At 30.1% G+C, this 4,751-nt stretch carries 7 protein-coding genes; 6 read left to right on the top strand and 1 reads right to left on the bottom strand.

The window, feature by feature from the left end:
* The 6 genes from SULYE_RS08410 to SULYE_RS06115 all read left to right on the top strand — a co-directional run.
* On the top strand, positions 1–180 hold a 180-nt coding region (locus tag SULYE_RS08410; protein WP_043989172.1), incomplete at its 5' end, for an NUDIX domain-containing protein.
* The gene (locus SULYE_RS06100) at positions 173–1,057 is read left to right on the top strand and encodes a lysophospholipid acyltransferase family protein (protein WP_007547586.1); all 885 of its coding nucleotides are present in this window, start codon (positions 173–175) and stop codon (positions 1,055–1,057) included. The genes SULYE_RS08410 and SULYE_RS06100, both read left to right, overlap by 8 nt.
* An 11-nt stretch (positions 1,058–1,068) precedes the next feature.
* The gene (locus SULYE_RS06105) at positions 1,069–1,275 is read left to right on the top strand and encodes a YgaP-like transmembrane domain (protein WP_007547588.1); all 207 of its coding nucleotides are present in this window, start codon (positions 1,069–1,071) and stop codon (positions 1,273–1,275) included.
* Positions 1,275–2,423, top strand: a complete 1,149-nt coding sequence (locus tag SULYE_RS06110) for a metallophosphoesterase family protein (RefSeq protein ID WP_007547589.1) — start codon at positions 1,275–1,277, stop codon at positions 2,421–2,423. Before SULYE_RS06105 ends, SULYE_RS06110 begins: the two co-directional genes overlap by 1 nt.
* Before the next feature lie 11 nt (positions 2,424–2,434).
* Positions 2,435–2,587, top strand: a complete 153-nt coding sequence (locus SULYE_RS08755; RefSeq protein WP_343122146.1) for a hypothetical protein — start codon at positions 2,435–2,437, stop codon at positions 2,585–2,587.
* A 64-nt stretch (positions 2,588–2,651) separates the two neighbouring features.
* Positions 2,652–3,350 (top strand): Rpn family recombination-promoting nuclease/putative transposase, encoded by a 699-nt coding sequence (locus SULYE_RS06115; RefSeq protein ID WP_343122147.1) that lies wholly within the window; start codon positions 2,652–2,654, stop codon positions 3,348–3,350.
* A 194-nt stretch (positions 3,351–3,544) separates the two neighbouring features.
* On the opposite strand, the gene SULYE_RS06120 is transcribed toward SULYE_RS06115, so the two are convergent.
* A partial coding sequence (locus SULYE_RS06120) for a TaqI-like C-terminal specificity domain-containing protein (protein ID WP_043989181.1) occupies positions 3,545–4,751 on the bottom strand: 1,207 nt, incomplete at its 5' end.

Raw genomic sequence — 4,751 nt, forward strand, 5'->3', positions numbered from 1 at the left:
TTCGTTTACTACTACTTAATGAAGTACAAAGGCGGAGAGTTAAACCCACAAAAAGAAGAGATAGAAGCAGCAGAATGGGTGCCGGCAGAAGAAGTGTTAGACAAACTTTCTTTTGATAAAGATAAAAAAATCTATAACATCGCAATGCAAAAACTACAAAAATTAAAAGTTCATGCTTGAAGCATTTGTTAAACTCTATTTTAATTACATTCAAAGAAAGCCAAGAGAAAAAGCGTTAAAATTAGCTGAAAAAATAGGAAAAGTATTATATTTATTAAATTACAGAAAAGACGTAATACATAAAAACTTAGATATTGCATTTCCGGACAAAGATTATCAGTGGAAGGAAGAGATAAGAAAAAAAACTCTCATTAACATAGGAAGAGTTTTGGTAGAGTTTCCAAAACAGCCTCAGTATGTAAAGTCTGGAGAAATCAAAAATATTTTTATCATCACAAAAGGATTTGAAGAGTTAAAAAGCTACGTAGGTAAAGGTGCTATAGTTGTATCAGGGCATATATCAAGCTGGGAAATGTGTGGTGCCGGTTTATCGACATACTTAGGCGGTATGACAAGCTTAGCATACAGACAGAAAAATCAAAAAATAAATGATTTAATAACAAAAATCAGACAAGAGTCCGGGATTAAAATTATCTTTCATGACCAACCATTAAAAACATTCATCAACGCTTTAAACAAAGGGGAGGTAATATCCTTTCTTGTAGACCAAAACGCATTAAGACATAGAGGCTACTTTGTTGATTTTTTTGGATTAAAAGCATCTACTGTAAACTTTCCGGCTAAGCTTGCAGTTAAGTATAACGTGCCTATATTTTTTGCATACGCATACTTTGATGAAAATCATAGTAAATATTTTTGCGAAATAGAAAAATTAGAGTATAATATAGGAAAAGACAACGAAGAAACAACATATAATATAGTTCAAGCTTACACTAAAAAAGTAGAAGAAGCTGTAAGAAAACATCCAGACCAGTATTTATGGGTTCATAAAAGATGGAAGACAAGGGAAAATGAAGATTTAGAAAAAATCTACTAAGGAGGTAAAAAATGAATCCATTAAGAATACAAAGAATTATGATGTCAATAATCTTAATTACAGGACTATTACTTAAACTAAATGACTACGACTGGGGAGAGTATTTAATCTGGTTTGTGGCTATCATGGCTTTAGTAGCTGGAATTACTGGCTTTTGTCCATCTGATTTTATCTTGAAAAAGATTACAGGAAAAGAAATAACTGTTAAAGAGGCTTAATGAGATTTTTGCATATCTCTGATACCCACCTTGGATATCAGCAGTATAATATTAAAGATAGAGAAAGGGATTATTTTGACGTTTTCCAAGAAGCTATAGATAAAGCTATTGAGAAAAACGTTGATTTTATAATCCATACAGGTGATTTTTTCCATTCAAGCAGACCAAGTAATGAGTCTATCCTTGATGGCTTGTATCTTATAAAGAAATTAAAAGACCATAAAATTCCTATGTTTGTAATTCCGGGTAACCATGACAGAGGTAGCGGAACAAGAGACAGAAACGCCTTAGAAATCTTATCTGAATTTGGTTTAAGACTTCTTAACTCTGATTTTGTAGAGTACAACGGAGTTAATATTTTTGGCTTAAAATATATCTCTCCAATCCATTTTAAAAGAAGTATTATTCTAAAAGATATCCTTTATAACTTATACGAGAAAGCAACGGATAAAAACAATTTTAATATATTAATGCTACACTTAGAGTTTGCACCGGTTTTTAGCTCCAGCGAATTACAAACCATATCGGACATCCCGTTTGAGTATGACTATGTTGGCATTGGTCATTACCATCAAAGACAAGAACCAATAAAAGAAGAAGGTAGATACGTTGTTTATCCTGGTTCTACTGAATACACACAGTTTAACGAAAAAAGCTATATAGAAAAAGGCTGTTATTTAGTTGAAGTGGGCGGTAAAAACATAGAAAAAATAGAGTTTGTGCCGTTAAACGCAAGAAAGTTTTTAAGCTACAGCATAGATTACTCAGAAATTGATAAATTTTTAGAAGATATGGAAAAAGATTTAAACAACTTAAATTTAAACAAAAAGCCAATATTAAGCTTGAATATAAACACCCAGGAAAACATCTCAAACAAAGATATTTTAAGAATTTTAGAATCTAAAAACCTTGCCGATGAATTTTTGCACATTAAAATCTTTGTAAATCAAAATAAAAGAGATATTTCAGATGATACAACTTCATCAAATACTGAAAGCTTCTCAGCAGTAGAAAAGCTTAAAGAAGTTGTAGATGATGAAGAGTTAAGAATAAAATTAGAAGAAATTTTTAAAATGGCAGAATCTTACGAAAATGTAAAAGACTTGGAAGAGTTTATAAAACACCATCCAGAAATGTTTGAGATTTAAAGGAGCAAAGTTTGGAAAATATCCAGCCGCATGATTGGTTTTTTAAGCAGATATTTTCTAATCCTTTAAGCATCAAAACGGTTTTACATCTTTTTACTCCAAAATTAGCTTCAAAAATAGAAATGTCTTCTTTAAAGCTTGTAAATACAAAAAAAATTTTCTGAAAAATCTCAAAAGTTTATTCTTGATTTACTCTTTAGTTGTAAAATAGACAACGATGATGTTTTTATTAGACTCGTTTTTGAGCATAAATCCTACATAGACAATACTTTACCATCTCAGCTTATGCATTATAACGCAGTTATTTGGGAAGAGACAGCCAAAGAAACAAACAGTTATCCGCCGATTATAAACATAGTGTTTTATCATGGAAAAAGAAAATGGAGAATACCAACAACCTTACCTGTTTTAAAAGATAAACAGCTTGAAGACTTTGTTCAAAAATTAAACTATATTCTTATAGATTTAAACGAAATACAAGATGATGATTTAATAAGAAACATTTACGAAGATGTATGCACAATATCCGCATTGCTCGTGATGAAGCATATCTTTGATGACCTTGAAATCATTAAAAATATTCTTAAACTTTTATATGAGAATAATGCAAGTTGCATTTTCCTTGTGATTGATTATGTTGTAATAGTAAAGAAGGATTTAGAGAAAATGGAAGAGATTTTGAAAGAAATTTCCGGGGGTGAAGAAAAGATGATGACTTTAACAGAAAAATGGAAAATGGAAGGATGGATGGTTGGCAAGGTTGAGGGTAAGAAAGAGGCTTTGATAAAACTAATTCAACTAAAATTTGGAGCAGTCCCAGGAGATTTAGAGAAAGTTATTAACGAATGTAAAGATTTAGAGGAATTAGATAAAATTCTTACAAAAGTTGCCTTAGCCAACAGCATTGAAGAGATTATTATAAAGTGAGGTGTGATAGGTAATAGCAACGTTATTCTGCAGCCGGCGAAGAATCTTTTTTTATGTGTCTTCATTTTTGTCATTCTGAGCGTAAGCGAAGAATCTCTTAAATTTACTTCTCACTTTCTCACTTTTTATCATTCCAAGCCATACAATTTTAATACTTTTTCGTCAAGTTCTTTTTGGATTTTTTCTAATTCTTTTTACTTGGAATTAAGAGATGATTCTATTATCTCAATCTCTTCATTATCTAAGCCGTAAAGTTCATAAACCAACATGTCTATCTCTTTTTCAATCTCTTTAACTTTTTTCTGTTTTTCTTGATTTGTGTCATAATCGTCTGATTGAATCAAGGATATTATCTGGTCTACTTTTTGGATTATCTGAATGGCTATGGACTGATTAGAGGAAGTTAGTGAAGGTAAAGGAATGTTTAAAAGTGGTTCTGCATCTATTTGATAATTATTTCCTTGCATTTTTCCTTTGTGTCTTAGCCAAAAAGCAACTAATTTTGAATTTAAAAGTCCTGTTAAATATTTCATATTAAACCTATTTGTTTTTATGACATAAAATGCTGCAGATACATAACAATCAAAATCTGAATATGTAAAAGTAGGCTCTGTACATTTCCTTAGAGCAATTATTTTTTCTCCTTTAAAGAACCTCTCATCCCTTGCTCTATGAAGACCGTAAGGTTTGTTATCAGATGTAATTACAGCCTGATACTTATCTAAATGTTTTTTAATGTTAGGATAAGGTTCCATAGCCTTTGGATTTTTAAATCTTGAATCTGTGTAAATTATCCATTGAGAATTTTTTCTAACTGCGTAATATTTCTTAAGTTCGGAAGACGTATAATAAGGCTTTAAAAGTTCAAGCTCTTTTTCAGATAATCTTAATTTATTTTTTTCTTCCTCACTTAAAACAAATATACCATCTCCGATTTTAAAACCTTGCCCTAATTTCTTAAGATGATTTTTAATTACATAATCCTGCGGGATTACTATACCTTGTATGATTTCATTTTCATATAACTTTTCCTTTCCTTTTTCTTCAATTTTGTTGATAATTGTTTCTACATCTGTTTTACTAAAAGTTAAAGGCTTGTCTAAGTATTTCTCTCTAATAATCTTTGGAGTTAAATATTCATTGTTATAATTTGGAGCTTTTTTTAACAAGTCTAATACATCTTTAAAAGTAGGTTTTTTGCTAATTATTCTTCTATAATCAAAATAGTATTCATTTGGTATTGTACTTTTTTGAAAGAACATTATCATAGTTTGTATCTTTGAGGTCTCAAATATAAAATATGGTCCAAAATCTATAAGTTCAAGAATTTTAAATTCCTTAATAACTTTGTTTCTCATTTTTGAAGCACCATAATTAGTAGTCCAATTGTTCGGAGCTATA

The organism is Sulfurihydrogenibium yellowstonense SS-5 (assembly GCF_000173615.1).
GTDB lineage: Bacteria > Aquificota > Aquificia > Aquificales > Hydrogenothermaceae > Sulfurihydrogenibium > Sulfurihydrogenibium yellowstonense.

What these genes read in the sequence shown, in the direction of transcription:
- SULYE_RS06100 (WP_007547586.1), top strand. Translation starts at nt 173, where the DNA reads ATGCTTGAAGCATTTGTTAAACTCTATTTTAATTACATTCAAAGAAAG.
- SULYE_RS06110 (WP_007547589.1), top strand. Translation starts at nt 1,275, where the DNA reads ATGAGATTTTTGCATATCTCTGATACCCACCTTGGATATCAGCAGTAT.
- SULYE_RS06105 (WP_007547588.1), top strand. Translation starts at nt 1,069, where the DNA reads ATGAATCCATTAAGAATACAAAGAATTATGATGTCAATAATCTTAATT.